18 protein-coding genes and 1 pseudogene are annotated in these 20265 nt (G+C 67.0%); 7 read left to right on the top strand and 12 right to left on the bottom strand.

Going from position 1 to position 20265, the window contains the following annotated elements:
- Positions 1-360: 360 nt before the first annotated feature.
- Entirely contained in the window at positions 361-1797 is a 1437-nt protein-coding gene (locus AB0M51_RS38080; protein ID WP_363753387.1) for a helix-turn-helix domain-containing protein, read from the top strand.
- Between the two features lie 105 nt (positions 1798-1902).
- On the opposite strand, the pseudogene AB0M51_RS38075 reads toward AB0M51_RS38080, so the two are convergent.
- Positions 1903-3162 (bottom strand): annotated as a pseudogene (locus AB0M51_RS38075) (IS481 family transposase).
- Between AB0M51_RS38075 and AB0M51_RS38070 the strand changes: the two are divergent.
- Positions 3098-3775: a DUF4326 domain-containing protein gene (locus AB0M51_RS38070; RefSeq protein ID WP_363753384.1), complete on the top strand. Its 678-nt coding sequence runs from the start codon at positions 3098-3100 to the stop codon at positions 3773-3775. The pseudogene AB0M51_RS38075 and the gene AB0M51_RS38070 sit on opposite strands and share 65 nt — an antisense overlap.
- A 175-nt stretch (positions 3776-3950) precedes the next feature.
- Here AB0M51_RS38070 and AB0M51_RS38065 read toward each other — a convergent pair whose 3' ends face one another.
- Positions 3951-5366, bottom strand: a complete 1416-nt coding sequence (locus tag AB0M51_RS38065) for a hypothetical protein (protein WP_363753381.1) — start codon at positions 5364-5366, stop codon at positions 3951-3953.
- Positions 5367-5511: 145 nt separating this feature from the next.
- Here AB0M51_RS38065 and AB0M51_RS38060 point away from each other — a divergent pair, with 145 nt between their 5' ends.
- Complete coding sequence (locus tag AB0M51_RS38060; RefSeq protein ID WP_363753378.1) at positions 5512-5670, top strand: hypothetical protein; 159 nt, start codon at positions 5512-5514, stop codon at positions 5668-5670.
- Between the two features lie 713 nt (positions 5671-6383).
- Here the strand turns inward: AB0M51_RS38060 and AB0M51_RS38055 are convergent.
- The 10 genes from AB0M51_RS38055 to dnaK all read right to left on the bottom strand — a co-directional run bounded on the left by AB0M51_RS38055 (position 6384) and on the right by dnaK (position 16486).
- On the bottom strand, positions 6384-7013 hold the full coding sequence (locus AB0M51_RS38055) for a hypothetical protein (protein WP_363753375.1): 630 nt from the start codon (positions 7011-7013) through the stop codon (positions 6384-6386).
- Between the two features lie 99 nt (positions 7014-7112).
- Entirely contained in the window at positions 7113-7730 is a 618-nt protein-coding gene (locus AB0M51_RS38050) for a manganese catalase family protein (protein WP_363753372.1), read from the bottom strand.
- Positions 7731-7781: 51 nt separating this feature from the next.
- Positions 7782-9395, bottom strand: coding sequence for an FAD-dependent oxidoreductase (locus tag AB0M51_RS38045; protein ID WP_363753368.1), 1614 nt, complete (start codon positions 9393-9395; stop codon positions 7782-7784).
- A complete protein-coding gene (locus tag AB0M51_RS38040; RefSeq protein ID WP_363753365.1) occupies positions 9392-9655 on the bottom strand; it encodes a UBP-type zinc finger domain-containing protein in 264 nt (87 codons plus the stop codon). Before AB0M51_RS38040 ends, AB0M51_RS38045 begins: the two co-directional genes overlap by 4 nt.
- A complete protein-coding gene (trxA, locus tag AB0M51_RS38035) occupies positions 9652-10092 on the bottom strand; it encodes a thioredoxin (RefSeq protein ID WP_363753362.1) in 441 nt (146 codons plus the stop codon). The genes AB0M51_RS38040 and trxA overlap by 4 nt, the downstream gene beginning before the upstream one ends.
- Positions 10089-12716 carry an ATP-dependent chaperone ClpB gene (clpB, locus tag AB0M51_RS38030; RefSeq protein ID WP_363753359.1) on the bottom strand — a complete coding sequence of 876 codons (2628 nt, stop codon included), beginning with the start codon at positions 12714-12716 and terminating at the stop codon, positions 10089-10091. Before clpB ends, trxA begins: the two co-directional genes overlap by 4 nt.
- On the bottom strand, positions 12707-13051 hold the full coding sequence (locus tag AB0M51_RS38025) for a chaperone modulator CbpM (RefSeq protein ID WP_363753356.1): 345 nt from the start codon (positions 13049-13051) through the stop codon (positions 12707-12709). The genes clpB and AB0M51_RS38025 overlap by 10 nt, the downstream gene beginning before the upstream one ends.
- Positions 13048-14037, bottom strand: a complete 990-nt coding sequence (locus AB0M51_RS38020; RefSeq protein ID WP_363753353.1) for a DnaJ C-terminal domain-containing protein — start codon at positions 14035-14037, stop codon at positions 13048-13050. Before AB0M51_RS38020 ends, AB0M51_RS38025 begins: the two co-directional genes overlap by 4 nt.
- Positions 14037-14597 (bottom strand): nucleotide exchange factor GrpE, encoded by a 561-nt coding sequence (locus tag AB0M51_RS38015; protein ID WP_363753350.1) that lies wholly within the window; start codon positions 14595-14597, stop codon positions 14037-14039. The genes AB0M51_RS38020 and AB0M51_RS38015 overlap by 1 nt, the downstream gene beginning before the upstream one ends.
- Positions 14598-14602: 5 nt before the next feature.
- Positions 14603-16486 carry a molecular chaperone DnaK gene (gene dnaK, locus AB0M51_RS38010; protein ID WP_363753347.1) on the bottom strand — a complete coding sequence of 628 codons (1884 nt, stop codon included), beginning with the start codon at positions 16484-16486 and terminating at the stop codon, positions 14603-14605.
- 792 nt (positions 16487-17278) lie between these two features.
- On the opposite strand from dnaK, the gene AB0M51_RS38005 reads away from it, so the two are divergent.
- The 4 genes from AB0M51_RS38005 to AB0M51_RS37990 all read left to right on the top strand — a co-directional run bounded on the left by AB0M51_RS38005 (position 17279) and on the right by AB0M51_RS37990 (position 20209).
- Positions 17279-17701, top strand: coding sequence for a hypothetical protein (locus AB0M51_RS38005; RefSeq protein WP_363753344.1), 423 nt, complete (start codon positions 17279-17281; stop codon positions 17699-17701).
- A gap of 34 nt (positions 17702-17735) precedes the next feature.
- The gene (locus AB0M51_RS38000) at positions 17736-18644 is read left to right on the top strand and encodes a PrsW family glutamic-type intramembrane protease (RefSeq protein ID WP_363753341.1); all 909 of its coding nucleotides are present in this window, start codon (positions 17736-17738) and stop codon (positions 18642-18644) included.
- Between the two features lie 48 nt (positions 18645-18692).
- Positions 18693-19139: a DUF1931 family protein gene (locus AB0M51_RS37995; RefSeq protein WP_363753338.1), complete on the top strand. Its 447-nt coding sequence runs from the start codon at positions 18693-18695 to the stop codon at positions 19137-19139.
- A gap of 185 nt (positions 19140-19324) precedes the next feature.
- Positions 19325-20209 carry a hypothetical protein gene (locus AB0M51_RS37990; RefSeq protein ID WP_363753335.1) on the top strand — a complete coding sequence of 295 codons (885 nt, stop codon included), beginning with the start codon at positions 19325-19327 and terminating at the stop codon, positions 20207-20209.
- Positions 20210-20265 lie beyond the last annotated feature (56 nt).

The following is a 20265-nucleotide window of genomic DNA, read 5'->3' as shown; positions in this document are numbered from 1 at the left end:
TTAAAATAAAGAGATTTCGGGCAACGACACGCAACATCAGGTAGATCCGCCCGATTATCAGCGGGTTCGGGGTTCGAGTCCCTGGCGGCGCACAACAGCCCAGGTCACGCAAGTGTCCTGGGCTTTGTCGTGTCTGCGACGCACCACTAACGCACCACTTTGGCTTCTGCGCGTTCCGACGTGAGCCACCCCATCCCACCGCTCACGGCCAGGACCGATCGGCCGATCCTCATGTGATCGGCACTGTGCGTCACATCACATCGGTTCGCATCCTTGCCGGTATTCGCGGTCCTTCATGTCGACCGGCGTTGATCAGCCAACCATCACCCCGGTTGGAGGCATGACATGTCGAGACCACCGATGCCGATCGGATCCTGGGGGCAGATCTCCACCTGGGTCGCCGAGACCGACGACAAGGGCAAGCCGACCAAGCACAAGTCACAGGCCAGGTTCAGGGACCACGACGGCCGCCTTCGTCCGGTCTCCGCTTACGGCAAGACCAGGACCGCTGCGGAGCGCGCCCTCCTCAAGAAGCTCCAGGATCGCGCCAACACCAGCCGGTCAGGCGAGCTGACCGCCATGCACAAGATCAATCACCTTCTGGATCTCTGGGAGAAGAGATTCGAAGCCCTGATCGTGGACGGCAAGAGGTCGCCCACCTCCCTCGACACCTACCGCCGAGTCCTCAAGAACCACATCCGCCCCGCCGTCGGCGAACTCCGCATCGGCGAAGCCACCACCCCACGCATCGACACCGTCCTCACCAAAATCAAAACCACCGCCGGCGCCTCCACCGCCAAGACCTCCCGCGCCGTCATCTCCGGCGCCATGAAACTCGCCGTCCGCTACGGCGCCATCACCGTCAACCCCGTCCGCGAAGCCGACACCATAGAAGCCCCAACCAAGAACCCACCCCGAGCCCTAACCGGCGATGAAGTCCGACTCCTCCGCACCAGCCTCGCCAACGACGAACGCGCCGTCGAAGCCGACCTCCCCGACCTGACCGCCTTCATGCTCGGCACCGGCGTCCGCATCGGCGAAGCCCTCGCCGTCCTCTGGCACCAAGTCGACCTCGAAGCCGGCACCGTCCAAATCACCCACACCATCGCCCGCATCAAAACCGAAGGCCTCATCCGCAAAGCAACCAAGTCCAATGCCGGCGAACGCCTCCTCCACCTACCCGACTGGACCGTCGCCATGCTCCGCACCCGCCACGCCACCGGCATCCACCTCGACGAACCCATCTTCGCCGACACCCGCCGCGGCTACCGCGACCCCTCCAACACCCGCCGAGCCCTCCGCACCGCCCTCTCCCCCATCGGCAGCACCGCCCGCCACGACCTAGGCACCAGCCTCAAACTCCTCCGCCGCCAAACCGGCATGACCCGCAAACAAGTCGCCGACCATCTGACCTGGCCCCAAACCCGCATCGAACTCATCGAAACCGGCCGCATCAAGGTCGACCTCCAGATGATCACCACCCTCGTCGCCGCCTACGGCGTCCAACTCGAGCACCATCACCCACTGCTGGCCCAACTCCACGACGCCACCCAACCCGCCGAATCCGACAAACTCGCCTGGATCCGCTCCCACGCCCTCCGCAAAACCGTCGCCACCACCCTCGACCAAGCCGGCCACACCGCCCGCCAAATCGCCGACCAACTAGGCCAAGCCAAAGTCTCCCTCACCCAAGACGTCTACATGGGCCGCCAAGCCGCCAACCCCGCCGCCGCCCAAGCCCTGGAAGACGCCTTCGACCCGATCTCCGCTGACAACACGGTCAGTCGCCAGCCGTGACCTGAGCGCATCCGAGCGGGTCGCGAATAGAACATGAGTTCGAAAACGCGCTACGCTGCAACCATGCTAGGTGTGATGTCTCAGAACATGGGTGACAGTTCTGTGTCAGGACATCGGTGACAGTTGATGTCTCAGGACTTCGGTGACGGTCGGGGTGTGGTCCGGGTGGTCTGCCGTTGCCGACGTAGGCGGTGCCGGGCGGGGGGCGGGTGTGTTCGATGAGGATCTCGCCTTGCAGGTCGCTGACGGTGATCGTGTCGGCGGTCTTGTTGCCGTGGGTGATGACGAGGACCTGGTGGAAGCCTCACCGTCCGTCGACCATGTACTGGATCTTGTCCAGGTAGAAGGCGCCGTTGGCGGTCAGCGTCTTGATGACGGTGTCGTCGGGCAGGTCGGTGGGTGGCGGTGTGGGGGTGGGTCGGGGCCGGCTGGACGGAGGGCGGATCAGGTCATAGCTGGGCCGGGGGGCCTCGGCTTTCGCGGTGGCTTCCCAGGCGGTCAGGGGTGTGACGCGGCCGGGCAGGCCTTGGTGCGGGCGCCGGGTGTTGTAGAGGTGGTCGAAGGCGTCGACCTGGTCCTGCAGTTCGTCGAGGGTTTCGGCGAGTGGTTGTTTGTCGAGGTAGCGGAACAGGGTCTGGTGGAAGCGTTCGTTCTTGCCCTGGGTGGTCGGCTGGTAGGGCTTGCCGGTGATCGGCTCGACGCCCAGGCCATCACGTGGACGACGAGTTGGCCCAGAAGTCCGCGGCGCGACGGGTTGAGCGCGATCCCGTTGTCGGACAGCAGCCGTTGCGGGACGCCGTGGGCGGTCACGGCCTTGTCGAACACGGCGATCGCCGCTTCGAAGGTCTCGCTTCAGGCGACGTGCAAGGCGAGCGCGTAGCGGGAGTGGTCGTCGATGAGCTGGAAGATCACGCACTTACGCCCACCGGTGAGGACGTACTCGGTGGCATCCAATTGCCAGCAGGCGTTGGGTGCCGGGTAGACGAACCGGCGCCAGGCCGAGCGTGGCTTCTTCCGCGGTTCGAACCGCGCCACGCCGGCCTGCCGGAAGATCCGGGCCAGCGACGCGACCGAGGGCACCACCTGAAGACCCATCGCGCGCATCTTGTCGTGCACGCTGATCGGTCCGTGGTCGAGCCCAGAGGCCTTCCAACGCAGCCCGCACCTGTACCGCTTGTTCTTTGACCTCCTCGGTCAACTTCGCCGGACTCGTCCTCGGCGCCTGGACCCTGGGCTCAAGCGCGGCCGCCCGGCCGTCGGCCATCGCGCGCTTGCGCAGCTCATCGAAGACTTGCGCGAAATGCCGTGCTCGGCGCAGAAGGTCGAGACCGCACCGCGCGGAGCATCGTCGGGCCACTGCGCGATCGCAAGGTGGACACAGGGATCGATGGGTTCATTGGCTGGCACCGCCCGAGCCTCGCGGCCGAAGTGTCACCACCAAGCCCACCCTCGAAGCGGGTGGCGCCGGGGACACACAGCGTACGAGACCGGCTGGATCTGCCCCCAAGGACGGCCCGGCGACGCCCACGAGCGAGGCCGGAGGGACTGCGGACTGCGGTGCAGCAAAACCGGCGTCCCGGTCGGCGGTTGCACCGCCCGGTGGTCGTCGACGGTACGTCGCGGTTCGGGAACCCGCCTCCAGGCGATTCTCGCGGAGCACCAGACACAGGGCGTCGGTCTGACCGACTCCGAGGCCGCGGCGATCGCGTGCGACCGGTACGCCGCCTGGCTCGACGGCGCCGGACCAGCCCGCACCCAGCTCAGCGGCACCCGGCAGGCCGACCGGGCCTGGTTCCGAGAACACCTCTACGAACTCGTCGGACGGCCCCTGGCGTGCATGTGCCCGGTGGGCTCTCCCTGCCATCGCGACGTTCTCCTGGCACGTTCTGAGCTCGCCCGCCAGTCGCCGGGCTCAACCCGAGCTCTGGAATCGTCGGGCAGTTGTGCGGCCTACCGGTGCTGTAGACAACCACGGTAACGAAGGAGCGCGTGATCTGACGAGCCAACACAGGTAGCAGGTGGACGCCGGACGAGGTTCCGCGGCGTCGAGCTGATCATGGTCGGACGCTCCGTACCGCTGGCCGCCGTGCAGTCGGCCACGTTAGGCGCGGTCGTGGCGTTCGCCGAGGGCGACCTTGCGGAGTAGGGCGCGATCAATTGAAGCCCAGTCGATCGACCTTTTCGAGGAACTCGAGGTCGCCTGCGGTCACTTCCGCGCCAAAAAGTCGTTTCAGCTCGCTCTGCATCGCTTTCGCCTTGTTCGCAGCACGGATCGTTCGGCCGATGAGAGCAATCTTGCGGCCGTACGACCAACGCCGCAGCAGGTCCGGAGCGCGAACAGCTGTCTTGCCGACGGAAGCACCCAGGCTCACAAACGACGCCGCGGTCGGGTCGAGCGATGCCTGGGTCCCGTCGGCCGCGAGAGACCAGAGCAGGTCAGCGGTGCCGGCGCCCCCTGGCGCGCCGGCATACTCGCGACGGAGCAGGTCGGAGTACCGCGCAGCCTCGCGAACGAGAGTGGAGACGTCTCCAGTCTCCTGTGCCGCCGCCAGCCTTGCCATCGCCTTGCGGAAGCGCTTGGCATCGCGCGATTCCCGGATCTGCATCGCCCTGGCAACGACGTCGGTGGGCTTGGTGCTGCTGGCGAGTACGCGGCCGAGGAAGACAGGAAGGGCTGTGAGCGCGGGCTTGCCGATGAGCTGGTTGGCTGACTCGACCCTGGCGCGGGCGGAGGCGTCGGCGAGATCGACCATCCGCTCACCGATGGTCAGGTCGGCGAACGGGCCGCGTCCGAAAAACTTCCAACAGATCGGTGCGCGCAAGATGTCTGGTCGGTAGGGGGCAGCGAAGACCTCTGATGCGAGTAGATAGAAGTGTGTTCGCATCAGTAGCGCTGGTGTGAACCTGGTCAGGTACGTCTGATGCGAATGTTGTGCCGCGTTCCAGTAGCTGTTCCGGAAGCGGCGGTGCCGGTCTGCGAATCCAGACAGGGCAGTCGCGGTCGAGCCGGCAGCGGTGAGTTCGCGGAGCTCGGACTTATCGAAAATGCGGACACCAGCTTCGACGTCGACAAGAGGTTGGTTCCGTTGGCTGGGCCTCGGGTCGCGCCGGTCCGGAATGCGGGATCGCCCCGGGACGTTTTCGGTTTTCCGCCCCGTCCAGCCGCGCCCGACCTGTTCACGATGGGCGGCGTCGAGCATGTTGAGGTAGTTGTCGAGTTCCGGCTCCCTGCCGGGCGCGCGCCGCGTCCCTTTGGTCAGGAGCTCGTACAGCTCCGCCATAACTCTACGAGGATTGGTGGCGCTCAGCTCATTGAGCACGTCGTAGCGCTCGACGATGTCCTCGGCGCTGCGGCGTTCCACGCATACGGCATCCCCGAATATGGCGGCAGCGCGGGTGAGCCGGTCGTCATCCGGCAGTGTGTCCAGCACTATGAGCTCGGAGTGCAGGATCAGACTCTCGACCAGGAGCGAGAGCGAGTACACATTGAGCGCTGTCGGCGGGTCCTCACCAGCCAGCAGTCGGGTCCCGGACATCAGCGTCGTGCCGTCCAGCAGCACCCGTTCCATGGGCATCCATCCCCCTCGCTTGGATCCGTCATTATCGTTCGATACGGGTCGCGCCTACCAGGGCGGCACAACACAGTTTGCTCAGGGAGCTGACCGCCACGCCAGACAGCACAGAACGGGGATCCGGTGGCAGATCATCGGGCGCATGACGATCGAGCGTGGAGACAAGGTCATCGCAATCCGCGAGATCGGCGACATCTTCAGCAGCGAATACGTTCCGAAGGGAACCACCGGGGTGGGACCGAAGCGGACGACGGGATCTTCGGCACCGGCTACACGGTGGCGTTCACCATCGAATGCATGATGTTCGACGACTCCCGCGTCACCATGAGCCGGTTGTCGACCTATGACATCGCTCGCGCGTAGTCAACTAACGCACCTCAGCTCTCAGCACGAAGGGATTCCAGCAGTTCGGGGCCGTTCTCCTTGCTGTTCGCGGCCTTCGACACCGCGTACATGTCGAGGCTGCCGTCGGCTGGCGGCGCCATCAGGCTGCGGAGCTGGTCGACATCGTCTTTGCGGGGATCCAGCCACTCGTCCTAGTGATCCGGGGTGATCGCCATCGGCATGCGGTCGTGGATCCGGCCGACGCTGGCGGTCGCGGTGGTGGTGGTGGTGATGATGATGACGATCGTGTACGTCGGCACGACCGCTTCAGAGGCCAGTCCGTATCGATCGCCTCCGCCTCGCCAACACGTAAGAGCGGACCGCTCTCCGCACCATGACATCGGACATAGAGGAGTTGGCGGCTTCTTGCTAGATCGACCGCTGGTCGAGCTGTTGTCGTTCACGCATCTCGGCGATAGGCGTCGTACCCAAATGCCGAGGAAGTCGAGCTCGACGCCGCGGGTGACCAGCGCGATCTCGGCGGACAGGTGCAGCGGGATCTCGGGCGTCGTGTGCAGAGCGATCGCCGTCCAGACGCGGTCGGCCGGGCCGCCGGGGATGCTGCGCGGGGATCGGCAGCAGCGCCGGCGAGCCCGGGGTCGCCCTCGGCGACGTAGTTCATGCTGCTTGTCATTGGCGGAGCAAGCCAACGGCGAATGAGACGACCAGGGCCGAGAGCATCAGGGCCGAGACCGACTCGACGGCCATCAGCATTTTTGCCCTGACGGTCAGCGGCATGGTGTCGGTGGGGCTGAACGCCGAGGAGTTGGTGACGGATACGTACAGGTAGTCGGCGAAGCCGGGCGCCCAACCGGATTTGGCCGACGAGCGATTCGCCACCTCGCTGACCGCGTCGTGGTCCTCGTCCTGCGGAAACCGGAAGTCGGCGTCGGGCAGTCCCGGTCGGGACATCCGGAAGCGCACCACCGGGCCGCCTCTATCAAGCTCCCAGAACGCCAGCGCGAAGACGAGAACGTTGGTCAGCCACACTTGTCCGGCGGCGACCAGCAACTGACTACCCGCCGTCGCCACCCCGCGGACCAGCGACCGGATCAGCAGTGCGAGCGCGGTCGTGTTCGACAATGCGATCAACACCGCCAAGCCGATCGACAGCCGCCGCAGGAACCAGTTCTGTCTGGTCATCCGGCTCGGATTTGCCAGCACCAGCGGGACGAACAGCAATAACTCCAGGACAGGTATCACGAACCGTGGTCCGATCTGCAGCGCGCTGGGTAGTGCACCGTACAGCGCGATCGACACCAGCACACCCAAAGCGGCCGGCCACCGTGACTCGCCCAGATGGTGGTGCCGCGCCCGTTCATGATCCATCACAGTCACCCAGGCACTCCGCACTGGCAATCAGGTCACACGGTGTGCCGGATGATCGTGCTCCGCCAGCCGATGGACAGCCCTCCGGCAAACCTGTTGCTGTACGGCGGCGCGAGCTCGCAGATACGACAGCAGGAAATGGACGTCGGGATCGTCGGTGAGGCGGAAGACGCGCGGGAGGTCGACGAGGCGGCTTCGTTCGGCATCGCGGTTGGCACTGAAGTCGGCCAAGAGGTTGCGCTCGACAGTTCCGTACGCATCAAGCCAGGGGTTGCGAAGGTGTGGCGACAGGCCTGGGCCGGCGCCCGCTGCGATGGCATCCTGCAGGTCGGTACCACCGAGCACTGCGGCGACGGCGGGGTTGGCACGAGCAGCCGCGTCGGCTGCCTGCCGCGGAGCGTGGTCGAGTAAGCGGGCGACGACCGTGGCCAGCATCTCGACATGCGCGACCTGTTCGGCGCCGAGTGCGAAGACGAGGTCACGGTATCCGCCCGGTACGTGCATGTCCCATCCGTGGAACATGTAGTGCATGGCGACGGTGATCTCGCCGTACTGGCCTCTCAGCGACTCCTCCAGCCTCCGGGCGTAGACGGCGTCCGGCTCCTGCGGCTTGGACGTGAACTGAAGGTCCTGACGATGCGTGAACATTTGGCCGCTCCACCTGGGAGAGAAGGGTGATGGATTTCCGTCGTACGACGCTCAGGTGTGAGCCAGGTACTCGTGCACCAGTCGCACTGCGAGCGCGCCGTCGCCGACTGCGGCGGCGATTCGTTTCACTGAACCGCTCCGGACGTCGCCTGCCGCGAAGACGCCCGGGAGGCTGGTTTCCAAGAGCTTGCCGTCACCCTTGACCTGGTTGCCGGTGAGGACGAATCGCCGGTCGTCGAGCTCGATCTGATTGCCGAGCCACTCGACGTGCGGGGAGCTGCCGATGAAGACGAAGAGCGCCCTGGCCTGCTCCGTCCGGCGCCCCTGCGTCGTCCGGTCCTCGACGACGACCTCTTCGAGCGTCGGCTTGCCGCGAACCTCACGGACCTCGCTGTGCAGCAGCACCTCTACCGCGGGGAGATTCTCGATCCGGTCCGCCAGGTAGCGGGACATTCCGGCGCCGAGGTCGTCGGCGCGAATGACCAGGAGAACGCGAGACGCGTGCCCGGACAGGAACACCGCCGCCTGCCCGGCCGAGTTGCCGCCGCCGACGATCAGGACCGGATCGTCGCGGCATAGGTTCGCCTCCAGCTCGGTGGCCGCGTAGTACACGCTGGTCGCCTCGACATCGTCGATGCCGGGCACCTGGAAGCGGCGGTACTGCACTCCCGAGGCGATCAGCAGCGCACGGCCCAGGACCCGTTCGCCGGTCTGCAGCCGCACCACGTGGGAACCGTCCTCGTGTTCCAGCCCGATGACCGGCGCCGGCACTGTCAGGTCGGCGCCGAACCGCCTGGCCTGAGCGACCGCACGGTCGGCGAGCTCCCCGCCGCTGATGCCGGCGGGGAAGCCGAGATAGTTCTCGATCCTGGACGAGGTTCCCGCTTGGCCGCCGGTGGCGACAGCATCGAAGACGGCAGTAGACAGACCTTCCGATGCGGCATAAACGGAGGCCGCCAATCCGGCCGGCCCTGCACCGACCACGATCAGATCGCAGGTCGACGTCGGCGGAGCCGGCTGACGCAGGCCGACCGCGGCCGCCAGTTGCTCGTTGTCCGGGTTCCGCAGTACCTCGCTCCGCCAGATCACCACCGGGGTCTCTTCGACCTCGATGCCGAGGTCGCGGATCAGCTGCTCGGCGTCAGCGTCGTTCTCCAGGTCGATCCAGTGATGCGGCAGCCGGTTGCGCGCAGCGAAGTCGCGCAGCCGGCGGGTGTCGGCGGAGAACCGCGAACCGACGATCGCGAATCCCGCCCCCAGCGACAGCTGCAACGAACGCCGGATCAGGAACGCCCGGAGGGCCAGATCGGCCAGCGGCTGATCCCGTACGACGAGGTCGCGCAAACGGTCCATCGGTACGGCGAGGACCGCGCCCGGCTGCTGCACCTGAGCGGTGAGAAAGAACGGCTGACCGGTCAGCAGGCCGATCTCGCCGAGGAAACGCTTCGGCCCGTGGATCGCGACGAGCCGGCGGTGCGGGCCCAGATCCTCGGTCACGGCGACGAGCCCGTCGAGCAGCACCAGCAACTCGCCAGGCGTGTCCCCCGCCTGGTACAGCACCTCGCCCTCGCTCGTCTGCCGACGTTCGCCCATCGACGACAGCTCGGCCAGCTGATAGTCCTCGAGCCGCGGATAGGCGCCGTACAGGTCCGGGGTCTCGTTCATACGAAGGCCTCGTCGACATAGCACCACCGCCAGTCCTCGCCGGGCTCGAACGACTGGACGATGGGATGCCGTTGGTCGCCGGCATGGGAGCGGGCGTGCCGCATCGGGGAGGAGTCACAGCATCCGACGTGGCCACAGCTCAGGCAGAGCCGGAGGTGCACCCAGGGCGTGTTGAGTCGCAGACACTCCTCGCAACCGTCGGGTGTGCGCGGCCGCACCGGACGCACCATCTCCAGGTGTGGGTCGACGACGGCCGTCACGACGCCACCTCCTTGTGCATCGCGTCCTCGAGCCACGGCCGCAGGGCGGTCGCCGTCGCGGCACCGACCTGCTCGGCCACGACCTGTCCCCCGCGCAGCACCAGCAAGGTCGGGATGGACTGCACGTTGAAGCGGCGGGACAGCCGCGGCGCCTCGTCCGCGTTGATCTTCACCAGCTTCACCTCGCCTGCCTTCTCGACGGCGAGCTGTTCCAGCACCGGGCTGACCCGGCGGCACGGCCCGCACCAGGCGGCCCACAGGTCGACCAGCACGGGGATGGTCGCCTGCTCCACGACCTCGGCGAAGTCGTTGTCACCGGCATCGACTATCCAAGGCAGTGGCCGGTGGCAGTTTCCACAGCGCGGGCTTCCCGGGGCGGCCGCGGGCACTCGGTTGCGGTGCTGACAGTTCGGGCAGCTGACGATCTTCGTGGTCATGCCGTCGCCTCCGCCAGGACGTCGTGCCTCACGACGATGTCCCCGTCCTCGACCATCACCCGGATCACCGAGCCGTCCAGTACGTCGCCGCGGAGCAGCAGCCGACCGATCCGGGTCTCCACCTCACGGGCGATGAACCGCCGCAACGGCCGGGCGCCGTACACCGGGTCGAACCCCTGGGCGGCGATGTGGCGAGCTGCCTCCGGTGTGACCTCCAGCGTCATCCGGCGGTCCATCAGCCGGGTCCGCAGGTCGTCGAACATCAGGTCCACGATGCGCTCGATCTCCGCGAGCGTGAGCGGCTTGAACAGCACGATCTCGTCGACCCGGTTGAGGAACTCGGGCCGGAAGCTCCGCCGGAGTTCGTCCATCACGGCCTCACGGGCGTCCTCCTTGACCTGCCCGTCGGCGGTCACGCCGTCCAGCAGGTACGCGGAGCCGATGTTCGACGTCATGATGATCACCGTGTTGCGCATGTCGACCGTCCGGCCCTGGGAGTCGGTCAGCCGGCCGTCGTCCAGGATCTGTAGCAACGTGTTGAAGACATCCGGGTGAGCCTTCTCGATCTCGTCGAACAGCACCACGGAGTACGGCTTGCGCCGGACCGCCTCGGTCAGCTGACCGCCCTCCTCGTAGCCGACGTAGCCGGGCGGGGCGCCGACGAGCCGGCTCACGGTGTGCCGCTCCTGGTACTCGCTCATGTCGATGCGGACGATGTTCTCCTCGGTGTCGAACAAGGCCGCGGCCAGCGTCTTCGCGAGCTCGGTCTTGCCGACACCGGTCGGGCCGAGGAAGATGAACGATCCGATCGGCCGACGCGGATCCTTGATCCCGGACCGGGCCCGGACGATCGCGTCCGCGACCAGCTGGACGGCCTCGTCCTGGCCAACCAGCCGTTCGTGCAGCACCTCGTCCAGCCGCAGCAGCTTCTCGCGTTCGCCTTCCTGCAGCCGGCTCACGGGGATACCGGTCCAGCGCGACACGATCGAGGCGATCTCCTCCTCGGTCACCACCTCGCGGAGCAGCCGCTTGCCTCCCTGTTTGCTGGCCAGGCGTTCCTCCTCGGACTGCAACTGGCGTTCCAGCTCGGGCAGCCGGCCGTGCCGGAGTTCCGCCGCACGGTTCAGGTCGTAGTCGCGCTCGGCCTGTTCGGCCTCCTGCCGCACCTGTTCGATCTCGCGGCGTAGGTCCTGCACCTTCTTCAGCGCGTTGCGCTCGGCCTCCCACTGCGCCCGCATCGCGTCCGACTCGGCACGGAGGTCCGACAGCTCCTTGCGCAGTTCCTCCAGCCTGGCCCGGCTCGCCGGGTCCTCCTCCTTTCCCAGCGCGGCTTCCTCGATCTCGAGCCGGCGCACGCGGCGGGTCAGCTCGTCCAGCTCGGCCGGCATCGAGTCGATCTCGGTCCGCAGCATCGCGCAAGCCTCGTCCACCAGATCGATCGCCTTGTCCGGCAGGAACCGGTCGGAGATGTAGCGGTGGCTCAGCACCACCGCCGCGACCAGCGCACCGTCCTGGATCTTCACCCCGTGGAAGACCTCGAGCCGCTCCCGCAGCCCGCGCAGGATCGAGATCGCGTCCTCGACGGTGGGCTCGTCCACGATCACCGGCTGGAAGCGGCGTTCGAGCGCCGCGTCCTTCTCGATGTGCATGCGGTACTCGTCCAGCGTGGTGGCGCCGATCATGTGCAGCTCACCGCGGGCCAGCATCGGCTTCAGCATGTTGCCGGCGTCCATCGCGCCTTCGGTCGCCCCTGCGCCGACGACGGTGTGCAGCTCGTCGATGAACAGCAGGATCTGCCCTGCGGCCGCCTTCACCTCGTTCAGCACGGCCTTGAACCGCTCCTCGAACTCACCCCGGTACTTCGCACCCGCGATCAGTGCGGCCATGTCCAGCGCGAACACGGTCCGGTTCTTCAGGCCCTCCGGTACGTCACCGTTGGCGATCCGCTGCGCCAGACCCTCGACGATCGCCGTCTTGCCGACGCCCGGGTCACCGATCAGGACCGGGTTGTTCTTCGTCTTGCGAGACAGGATCTGGACCACTCGGCGGATCTCGTTGTCGCGCCCGATCACCGGGTCCATCCGGCCCTCAGTCGCGTCCTTGACCAGATCCCGGCCGTACTTGTCCAATGCCTCGTACGCCGCTTCCGGCATCGACGACGTGACCCGCTGGTTGCCCCGGATCGAGGTCAGCGCGGTCAGGAACGCGTCGCGGCTCATCCCCTGTTCGGCGAGCAGCCGACCCGAAGTACTCGTACTTCCCTCGTCCAGCAGCGCGATCACCAGGTGCTCGACCGACACGTACTCGTCCTTGAGCCGCTTGCTCTCCCGCTCCGCCGAGTCGAGCAGCCGGGACAACCGCTGGGTGATCATCACCTGTCCGGGCTCGGCTCCTGGTCCGCTGACCCGTGGCCGCCGGGACAACTCGTTCTCGAGCCGGCTCCGTAGGTCGTCCGGATCCGCGCCGGCCTGGGCCAGCAGGCGCGGCGCGAGTCCGTCCGGCTGGTCCAGCAGTGCCAGCAGGAGGTGCTCGCCGTCGACCTGACTGTGACCGAACCGCAGAGCCTTCGTCTGCGCGTCGTGCAGAGCCTCCTGCGACTTCTGCGTCAACCGGTTCATGTCCATGTCCTGGCTCCTGTCCTGGCTCCTGTTCTGGCACTTGTTCTGACCACTGCTGTGTCGCGGCGCCTGCGCTGCGCCTCCAGTACGGCGATCCGGTCGAGCAGGTCGAGTACGAGCCCCAACGAGGCGTAGTTCAACGCGAAACCTGCCCGCAGACGCCTGATCCGGGCGACCCTGGCAAGCTGGCCAGGGCTGAACCGCGGCTGCCCGTCCGCGTCAGTCGTTGCCTCTAGCAACCCCAGGGCGACGAACCGGCGTGCCAGGTCCGGATGGAGATCGGTCAGCCGGCAGAATTCGTCCAGGCCCAACCCGGCTCTGGGTACGATCTGGATGGTCATCTCCTCCTCCTGGGATCGAACTTCGAAGTCCCCGCCAGCTCCTCGAAGAGTCGTTCCTCCTCGGGCGTGAGCCGGTGCGGGACCATGAGCCTCACCTCGGCGTACAGGTCACCGGGCCGGCCCTTGGGGTTGGGCAGACCGCGTCCCTTCAGTCGCAACCTGCGACCGGTCGAGGTGCCCTTCGGCACCTTCACCTTGGCGTCGCCGCCTGGCGTCCTGACGTCCACGGAAGCGCCGAGCGCGCCCTCCCAGGCGGCGAGTGGAAGGTCGACCGTGATGTCGCGCCCGTCGAGCCGGTAGCGGGGGTGCTCCGCGATCCGCACGACGAGGTACAGATCGCCCGCCGCAGCGCCACCCGTGCCCTGGCCACCCTGGCCCTTGAGCCGGATGCGCTGGCCGTTCTGCACGCCGGCCGGGATCTTCACGTCGAGGTTCCCGCGGGTGCCGTCGGCCCCTTGCAACGTCAGCGAGCGACTGGTGCCGCGGTACGCCTCCTCGACGCTCAACTCGATCTCGACCTCCTGGTCCGAGCCCGGGATCGGACCCCAGCCGCGCGTGGACCGGCCACCGCCACCGAAGCCGCCGCCGCCGAACATCCCGCCGAGCAGATCCTCGATGTCGATCCCCTCGGCGCCTCCGGTGCTGAACCGGACACCCTCACCGAAGCCGCCCTCCGCGGACCGGCTCGAGCGACCTCCCCGGCCGGCGCCGGCCGCGGCCCGGACCCGGGCGTAGTCGGCCGGGTCCATATCGGGCGGAACCCGGCGGAAGTCCTCCCCGAAGGCGTCGTACCGCTCGCGTGTCTTCGGATCCGACAACACGTCATAGGCCTCGGAGATCTGCTTGAAGCGTTCCTCCGCGTCCGGATCCTTGTTGACGTCCGGGTGGTACTGGCGGGCCAGCTTGCGGTACGCGCGCTGGATCTCGTCCGCGCCGGCAGCACGCGAAACGCCCAGGATCGAATAGAAGTCGCCGTCCGGAGGCATCAGCGCTCCTCTGTGGCCACGATGACCCCGGCGGGACGCAGCACTTTGTCACCGTCGCCGTACCGCGGCCGGACGACGTGCACGACCGTACCGGGTTCCGAATCCGGGCTCGCGACGGTGCCGACCGCGTCGTGCAGCTTCGGGTCGAAGACCTTGCCGACGTCGTCGAACCGGGGGTAGCCGTACTCGGCGAGTACGGCCAGAGCCTGGTTCCGGACCGCCTCGATCCCCTCGACGATCTGCTGGGCCTCGGGACCCGCATGCTGCAGGGCGAGTTCGAGATTGTCGACGACAGGCAGCCAGCGGGCCAGCACCCGGGCCCGCTCGTCGTCGCGTTGCCCGGCCGACTCCCTCGCCGTCCGCTTGCGGAAGTTCTCGAGTTCGGCCGCGGTCCGCCGCCACCGGTCCTCCAACTCGGCGGTCCGGTCCTCCAGGTCATGTGCGGTGTCCGCGGCCGTGTCCGCGGCTGACTGGCCGGTCCTGCCGTTGGCCGGCGGGTGGTCGTCGGGCCGGTCGGCGGCGGACGTCGTACCGGCCCTCTCGGCGTCCTTTTGCGACATCTCGATCAGCTCGTCGAGAACTCGGCGTCGATCACGTCGTCATCGTCTTGTCCCTCGGCATCGGGTGAGCCTTGCGGCTGCGCCGACGGGCCCGACGCGGAGGCCGCCAGGGCCTGCGCGACCTGCTGGAGCTCACCGGTCAGCTCGCGCAGCCGCTCCACCGGGGTGTCCTGCGACTGCAGCGCCTGTCGCGCGTCGCCGATCAACATCTCTGCCCGGGCCCGGTCGTGCTCGGCCACCGCGGCACCGCGATCCGCCAGGGCTTTCTCGACCTGGTACGCGATCGAGTCCAGTGTGTTGCGCGCATCGACCAGCTCGCGCAGCCGGGAGTCCTCGCCACGATGGGCCTCCGCGTCGGCGATCATCCGCTCGACCTCGGACCTGTCCAGGTTGGACGTCTCGCTGATCGTCACCTTCTGCTCCGCGCCGGTGTCCTTGTCCTTGGCGGAGACATGCAGGATGCCGTTCGCGTCGATGTCGAAGGTGACCTCGATCTGCGGTACGCCGCGCGGTGCGGGCCGGATGTTCTCCAGCCTGAAGCGGGCCAGTTGGCGGTTGTCCGCGGCCAACTCCCGTTCCCCCTGCAGGACCACCACGTCCACCGCGGTCTGGTTGTCCTCGGCGGTGCTGAAGACCTCGGTCCGACGCGCCGGGATGGTCGTGTTGCGTTCGATCACCTTCGTCATCACGCCGCCCATCGTTTCCAGTCCGAGCGACAGCGGTGTCACGTCGAGCAGCAGGACGTCCTTGACCTCACCCTTGATGATCGCGGCCTGGACCGCGGCGCCGATGGCGACCACCTCGTCCGGGTTCACGGTCATGTTCGGCTCCTTGCCGCCGGTCAGCCGGCGGACCAGGTTCTGTACCGCGGGAATCCGGGTCGAGCCACCGACCAGGATCACCTCGTCGATGTCGCTCGCGGTGACCTTGGCGTCGGCCATCGCCTGCTGCACCGGACCCAGACACCGCTCGACCAGGTCGCCGGTCAACTGGTCGAAAGTGGACCGCATCAACGTTGTGTTGAGGTGCTGCGGCCCCTGCGCGTTCGCCGTGATGAACGGCAGGCTGATCGTCGTCTGCGTCACCGACGAGAGCTCGACCTTGGCCTTCTCCGCCGCCTCGAACAAGCGCTGCAGGGCCTGCGGGTCCTGGCGCAGGTCCACTCCGACCTCGCGCTGGAAGTCGTCGGCCAGCTTGTCGACGATCCGGCGGTCGAAATCGTCGCCGCCCAGATGCGTGTCCCCCGCCGTCGCCCGGACCTCCACGACGCCGTCACCGACCGTGAGCACGCTGACGTCGAACGTGCCGCCGCCCAGGTCGAACACCAGGATGGTCTCGTTCGCCAGTTTGTCCATCCCGTACGCGAGCGCCGCGGCGGTCGGCTCGTTGATGATCCGCAGCACCTCCAGGCCGGCGATGCGGCCGGCGTCCTTGGTGGCTTGGCGCTGGGCGTCGTTGAAGTACGCGGGCACCGTGATGACGGCTTCGGTGACCTTCTCCCCCAGGAACCTGCCGGCGTCCTCGACCAGTTTGCGCAGCACCAGCGCGGAGATTTCCTCGGGGGCGTGCAGTAGGCCCCGGATCTCGAACCTGACTGCTCCGTCGGGCCCCGGGACCACGTCGTACGAGACGGTGGAGATCTCCGACTGCACCTCGTCGTAGTTGCGCCCGATGAACCGCTTCGCAGAACTGATGGTCCCCTTCGGATTCAGCACGGACTGCCTGCGAGCCAACTGCCCGACCAACCGCTCGCCGGCATCGGTGAACGCAACCACCGACGGCGTGGTCCGGGCCCCTTCGGCATTCGGTACGACGGTGGGCTGGCCGCCCTCCATCGCGGCGATCACCGAGTTGGTAGTTCCCAGGTCGATGCCTACGGCCTTGGCCATGTCTGCCTCCTGCTCAGCACGGTTGTCACGAATACTCCCCAACCTGGTCCACGACCGCGCCGCACACATCCCTTGAATGTGGAGTCCTCCACGTCGGTGCACGCGGCGTAGCGACCTCGGACGAGCTCACCAGGTTCCTGCGGACCACATGGCGGTCCCTTCGGCCCGGTCGGGCCGAAGCTTGCACAGGGTCGCTGCCGACACATCCCCAGTTCTTGTGGTCCTGGGCGCAGCGGTTGTGTCCGGCGGCGCGACTCAGCGATCGACGGCAGGCTCGTGAGTCCACAGGCCGCCCGTCCAGCGACCCGGAGCTCGGCGTCGGTCAGGCTTGCCCAACCGAACGTCGAGCGGTCCGCGGCCGGGTGACCGTAATCCGATACTCGGGAGTACCGGCGCCCGTTGGCCACCAGCGCTCTCCAAGATCCTCGTAGTAGACGTTGTGACCGACCGCGCTCTGGTCCAAGAACGACATCGTCTGCCCGTACCGGAGGATCTCCTCCGGTGGCTCCGACACGGTGGTCAGGTAGAGCGTGGGCCCTGCGGGGCGTCCCGTCGGCGAACACCGATTGCTGGCCGCGGATCCCCTTGCCCGTCCCGGGCGCCGGCCAATGCGCGTTGCATCGCACGCTACACCTGCGAAGAGAACCGCCGCCGACTACATGATCAGGGGATGCCGTCGATCAAGTCGTTCGCAAGACTGGAAGCCCATGGGGCCCAACGCGGACCGCCCGCCCGACCTGTCACCAGTCGGACCGGTGGCAACCCGCTACGCCAGAGAAGTGAGGATCAATCATGGTTCTGCGCATCAAGGCTCGTCAGGTTCCGCTGCGGTTCGGCTCTGGTGCCTTCATCCTCAATTCAGGTCTGAGCAAGCTCGGCATGGGCGAACCGGCAGCAGCGCAGACGCACGGCTTCGCCGTCAGCGCCTATCCCGAGCTCAAACAGATCGACCCGAGGGTCTTCCTGCGGGTCCTGACCGTCACTGAACTGACCCTCGGCGCGGCGCTGATGCTTCCGCTCATTCCCGGCTGGCTGGCCGGAGCAGGGTTGACAGCGTTTTCCGGCGGCCTGTTCGGGCTCTACCTGAGGACCCCCGGTCTGCGGAAGGAAGGCAGTCTCCGCCCGACCGACCAAGGCATCCCGATCGCGAAGGATATCTGGCTGCTGGCTATCGGACTCTCGATCGTCATCGACGACCTGACCGAGAAGTCATGATCCGATCGCCGTTTCCGTCCCGGAGAGGTGCAGCGTGGCTCTGAATGCCGATCAAACCCGCACGAAGCATCGTCGTACCTGGCTGCGGGTCCTCCTGGTGGGTCTGGCGCTGTGGATCGTGAGCCTGGTGGTGACACTGCTCACCGCGAACGCCAATCTCGTCCCCACTCTGATCCTGCTCGGCAGTTTCCTCGTCCCGATCACCTTCGTGGCGTGGGCGTTCGAGCGATGGCGCGACGAGCACGTCACCGCCGAGCTGATCGTCAGCGCCTTCATCCTGGGCGGCCTGCTCGGCGTCCTCGGTGCGTCCGTCCTGGAGACCTATCTGCTGGATCCGTCACCGTTGCTGTTCCTCGGAGTCGGGCTGATCGAGGAGGCCGCCAAGGCCGGTGCACTCATCGTCGTCGCCCGGCGGATGTCTCGCCGGCATGCGCGGGACGGCTTCATCCTGGGTGCGGCCGTCGGTTTCGGCTTCGCTGCCTTCGAGACGGCCGGCTACGCGTTCAACGCAGTACTCACCCTGCGAGGCCTTTCGCTCAGCGCTCTGGTGCAGACAGAACTGACGCGCGGTGTGCTCACGCCGTTCGGCCACGGACTCTGGACAGCGATCATCGGTGGAGTGCTCTTCTACGAGGCACGTGCAGGCAGGTTCCGTTACACGCTGCCGGTCGTACTCACTTACCTGTGGGTTTCGGTGGTGCACGCCCTCTGGGACTACTCGCACAGCATCGCGCTGGCGCTCACCTTCCTGCTCACCGGAACCAAGTGGCAGTACCAGCTGCTCTCGATGGGGTACCTGCCGCAGCCCACGACCGAGCAAACGCGCACGTTCACCCTATTGAGTATCGCGTCGCTCCTGATCGTGGCGGTACTGGGCTTGATCACGCTGCGGGTGGCATGGCGCCGGACCGCGACCGAACCGAGCTTCACGCACCGGCACTGAATCCGCACCGCACCGGCGTAGGCGGTATCGACCCAAGGAGGAGATGGCATGGTGATGGCCGTGGCCAGGTTCAAGCGGTTCTTTCGTCTCGCGGCGGAGCTCGACGTCGATAAGAACGACCTGAAACGCCATAACGACTTCATCGGCAAGCAACTCTACGATCTGCTGCTGATGGCCCAGGGCACCGCGAAGGCGAACGCCCGCGACGTCATCGAATGGCGCGACCTGCCCCTGACCAAAGGCCTCCAGGAGACCATTCACGAATTCCGTGCGCTCGACGACGAGGTGGAGCTCAAACCAGTGCTGGAACAGCTGGCCACTTGGCCACCGCTCGACGCGACGCTGAGCGAGGAGACCGAGTCCCGGCTCCCCGAAGTCGTCGGCGGTCTGAGCCTCGCCGTCGGCCGCACGATCAAGATCGTCGACCCGGAAGTGCGCAACCCGGGCTCCGAGCATTGGGAGCGCACCTTCCAGATCTTCGACCTCCTGCTCTAGACGGGTCAGCTGCCCATCAGCATCCTCCGCGCCTGGCGATGTCGTAGATACCGCGGCGGGTACCGGGTTGCAATGGGAGCCATTCGCGTTGGTCTGGTGGCTGATCCGGCCGCGCCGACCGAGATCGCTAAAGGGCTGACCGATCTGCGCCCACTCGATGGTAGTGACAACTGGCACTCACCGTTGTGAGTGAGCCGTTCACCACCGGCTCCGAAGACGTCGACACCGCCATGGGCCGGCTGCAGGACCACGCGCGCCGGCAGGACTGGGACCTCGTGATCGGTCTGACCGAACTTCCACTGCACGACCAGGAAGGCCGGCACTTGTTGGTTGACACCGACTCGGACCGGCAGACCGCGGTGCTGTCACTGCCCGCGTTGGGCGGATTCCGGATGCGCATTCGCGCCCGTCGGGCGGTGCGCTCATTGGTCAGCGGCATGGCCGACCCGAGCACGAACGACGAGCACCGCGTTGCCCTTCCGCGTGCGCGCGGCCGTTGGCGCCTGCTGCTGGGTATGGTGCTCGCCAACCGGCCATGGCTGCTGGTGCCCGGCCTGAAGTCTGCACTTGTGGCGGCACTGGCGACGGGGGCCGTGGCCACGATCAATTCCACGGTCTGGCTGCTGGCAGGCTCGATGTCATGGTGGCGCCTGGTGAGCGCGAGCTTCGCCTCGGTCGCGCTCGTCGTCGCCTGGCTCGTTATCGACGGCGAGCTGAGGGACCGACCCGACGACGATTCCCCACAGGCGCGGGAAAGGTCACGCCTCTACAACGCCTCGACGCTGATGACCTTGCTGGTTGGCGTACTCATCTGTTACGCCGCCCTGTACGTCGTGAACCTGGCGTGGGCGTTCTTCGTCCTTGACCCTGGCGTGATGGGCGGTTACGTCAAGGTTCCGATCGGCCACGGTGACCTTTTCGTCCTGGCCTGGTTCGTCGCATCGGCGGCAACCGTAGGCGGCGGCTTCGGCTCAGGCCTGGAGTCGGACGAGGCCATCCGCGCCGCCGCCTACTCCAAGCGCGAGCAGGATCGCCGCGACCGCCTCGAGCGCGACCGTAGCGAGACGTGACGACCTCCAACACCCGTGAGGAAGCGCACTTGCTTAGGCCCCACCCAAGACAGGTG

It is taken from the genome of Kribbella sp. NPDC051137 (assembly GCF_040682535.1).
Classification (GTDB): Bacteria; Actinomycetota; Actinomycetes; order Propionibacteriales; family Kribbellaceae; genus Kribbella; species Kribbella karoonensis.
This window is presented reverse-complemented; position numbering and strand designations above follow the sequence as displayed.